Source organism: Cellulophaga sp., from assembly GCF_039943695.1.
Lineage (GTDB): Bacteria > Bacteroidota > Bacteroidia > Flavobacteriales > Flavobacteriaceae > Cellulophaga.
Genome location: NZ_JBDVAA010000203.1, coordinates 1 through 3,301 on the forward strand (window position 1 = coordinate 1; position 3,301 = coordinate 3,301).

4 protein-coding genes and 1 pseudogene are annotated in these 3,301 nt (G+C 31.8%); 2 read left to right on the forward strand and 3 right to left on the reverse strand.

Annotated elements, in window-relative coordinates:
• The 3 genes from ABJD66_RS14705 to ABJD66_RS14715 form a co-directional block, all read right to left on the reverse strand.
• On the reverse strand, positions 1-205 hold a 205-nt coding region (locus tag ABJD66_RS14705; protein WP_348133002.1), incomplete at its 3' end, for a radical SAM protein.
• A gap of 4 nt (positions 206-209) precedes the next feature.
• Positions 210-764, reverse strand: coding sequence for a crossover junction endodeoxyribonuclease RuvC (gene ruvC, locus ABJD66_RS14710; RefSeq protein WP_100893945.1), 555 nt, complete (start codon positions 762-764; stop codon positions 210-212).
• 7 nt (positions 765-771) lie between these two features.
• Complete coding sequence (locus tag ABJD66_RS14715) at positions 772-1,224, reverse strand: hypothetical protein (protein WP_232732583.1); 453 nt, start codon at positions 1,222-1,224, stop codon at positions 772-774.
• A 325-nt stretch (positions 1,225-1,549) separates the two neighbouring features.
• Between ABJD66_RS14715 and ABJD66_RS14720 the strand changes: the two genes are divergently transcribed.
• Together ABJD66_RS14720 and ABJD66_RS14725 are read left to right on the forward strand one after the other, a co-directional pair.
• Entirely contained in the window at positions 1,550-2,434 is an 885-nt protein-coding gene (locus tag ABJD66_RS14720; RefSeq protein WP_100893947.1) for an AraC family transcriptional regulator, read from the forward strand.
• A 118-nt stretch (positions 2,435-2,552) separates the two neighbouring features.
• Positions 2,553-3,301 (forward strand): annotated as a pseudogene (locus ABJD66_RS14725) (gluconate transporter); the annotation flags it as partial.

Here is a 3,301-nt window from a genome sequence, read left to right on the forward strand (position 1 = left end):
CTTCTGTATCTAAAACAGACGGTGTACCTCCACCAAAATAAATAGTCTCTACGTTAGTATTTGCAAACTCGCTTTTGCGTAAAATAAGTTCTTTAGAAATTGCCTGAAGCATTTCCTCCTTTTTACCCATTGTGGTAGAAAAATGAAAATCACAATAATGGCAAGCTTGTTTACAAAAAGGAATATGAATATAAATACCAGCCATTTTGTTATTTTTTTACTCTGCTTTGGTTTTGCTTCACAAAAGAATCCCAACCAGAATAACTTTTACCAGTATCTATTTTATTGCTATTGTAATAATGACAAACCGCAGCTGCCAAACCATCTGTAGCATCTAAATTTTTAGGTAATTCTTTTAATCCCAACATATTTTGCAACATACCAGCCACTTGCTCTTTACTAGCATTACCATTACCTGTTATTGCCATTTTTATTTTTTTGGGCATATACTCTGTTACCGTTAATTGCCTAGACAAACCTGCCGCCATAGCAACTCCTTGTGCGCGACCCAACTTTAGCATTGACTGTACATTTTTACCATAAAACGGAGCCTCTAAAGCCATTTCATCTGGGTGATACGTATCAATAAGCTCTATGGTACGCTCAAAAATAAGTTTTAATTTAGTGTACGGATCCTTATATTTTTGCAATAAAAGCTCATTCATTTGCAAAAATTCCATTTTTTTTCCTACCACTTTTATGATGCCAAAACCCATAATTGTAGTTCCAGGATCTACTCCTAAAATAATTCTCTCTTTAGACACTAATTTGCTATTTGGTATTTATTACTAACGGAATTCTAAACTTAGCTTTTACAGGAATTCCTCTTTTTAGAGCTGGTTTTAACTTTGGTAGGCTTTTAATACCACGAGTAATTATACCATTAAAACCTGGTATTTGACTATTAACAATAGAGTCTTGTTCTATATGCAAAATAGAAATTAAACCCTTGTTATCTATTAATACATCTATGCGTATGGTATCTTTTATTTTTCTATCTAAAACAAACTCAAAATCCCCTAAAATCTCCGAGTAATGTAACAACAACATCTCCTCAAAACACTTTTTTTGAACTTCTTTTGAAGCGAGTTCATCACACCCTTCAAACAACGGAAATTGATCTATAGCATTCCAATCTATACCTCCCATTTCTTGTTCTATTATCTTCTGAGTTTTTTCGGCTCTAGAATCAAAAAAATCGCAAGAAACACAAAGAAATATCATAAGAATTAAAGCTGCTCTTTGCATAAAAACTGAATTCTAGGCGAAATTTACAATTTTTTAATCAAGTGAACAGCATAGTCACTAAATTAGAATCGCAATACAAGCTCTCATTCACAGGCAACAAACAAGTGGCAACACCTTTTAAACACCCTAAAGAATAGTTTTTTCTAGTTAAAACAACATAACAAATTACCACACCTAACTACCTAACACTATTTTACCTAAAATTTTAATTTTTAAATTATTTAAGGTTAATTTTCTATATTTATGATCTAATCAAAAGAAAACAACCTCCTGTTTTTTAAGATTTTAATACTATCTTACTATGAAATTAACGTATAAACAAACAGAGAAAAGACCCGAAAATTCTTTTCTTGCTCGCCAAGACAGAATGCCTTGTATAGAACAAAATTGGCACTTTCATAAAGAGCTAGAGTTAATTTATTTTATTAAAAGCACAGGCACTAGATACGTAGGTAACTCTATTGGAAATTTTGCCCCAGGAGAACTATATTTAATAGGAAGCAACGTTCCTCATCTATTTAAAAATCATAAAGAATATTATGCGGACAAACTAGAAGATGAAGCCGTAGATTTAATTGTTATTAAATTTGAAAACGATTTTCTTGGCTCAGATTTTTTAGATTTAGCAGAAGCAAAAAGACTACAAACTCTTTTTCAGAAAGCAAATATGGGACTGCAATTTTCTAAAGCTGCAACCTACCTTGTACACAACCACATCCTTGGATTAGTAGGAAATCAAGGTCTTTCTAGAATTATTGGATTACTAAAAATACTAGATATATTATCTGTTAGCGAAAACTACAAACCACTATGCACAGAGGTTATAACAAACACATACAACAAAAACGAAAAAGATCGTATGGCAAGAGTAATTACGTTCTTAACTGAAAATTTTGACAAAAAAATAGAACTAGAAGAGGTATCTTCAATTGCTTTTATGACTCCAAATGCATTTTGCAGATACTTTAAAAAAAGAACTAAAAAATCTTTTACACAATACCTTAATGAAATTAGATTAAGACATGCTTGTAAATTATTAATTGAAGGAGAAATGCAAATCTCTACTGTCTGCTACCAATCTGGCTTTAATACTTTAACAAACTTTAATAGGCAGTTTAAAACCTTAATGAAGGTTACACCATCTGAATATATGGAAAAATACAACCAAAGAATATCTGCATCATAAGCTAATAAAAGTACACACTTTAAAAAGGTATAATAATGCTACTATTAGGTAAGAGTGCGATATCAAAAATCATTTCTTGCTATTATATTTGATCCATTAAAAAACAAACATCTTACTTATGTCTGCCCTAATTATATTAATAATCTGCATTATTTTATTAATTGTAACTGTTACCGTTTTTAAAGTACACCCAATACCAGCGTTACTTGTTTTTGGACTTATATTGGGGTTAGCAACAGGAGAATCTGTTGCCGTTGTAACCGAAAGCTTACTAAGCGGCTTTGGCAACACATTAAAATGGATTGGCTTAATTATACTTTTTGGAGCTTTACTAGGAGAAATATTATCTAACACAGGCGGGTCTGACGTTATTGCCGATAGTATTATTGGTTTATTTGGCACCAAATACCTACCCTTAAGTATGGCTGTTATAGGTTTTTTAATAGGAATTCCTGTTTTTATGGACGTTGCCTACTTAACTTTACTACCAACATTACATGTTTTATCAAAAAAGTCTGGACACTCTATTTTAGTACTTGGCTTATCTTTAGCAATAAGTCTAACAGTTGCTCATGCACTAATACCCCCTACTCCAGGACCACTAGCAGTTGCAGCAGCTTTTAACATTAATGTAGGCACAATTATTCCATTAAACGTTATAGTTGCTATTGCTGCAATACTAGGAGGCTTAGCTTGGCTAAAATTTAATAAAAAAAACCTTCAAATAACCAACAAAATAGATAACAGCAAACTAAATCAAACTAAAAAAAAGGTTTTAACTGGCTATAAAAAAGCACTCCCTTTTGCCGCTTTATTAATTCCGCTAGCTTTAATGTCAATTGGCACTATTTTTAAAGAGGAAAACCA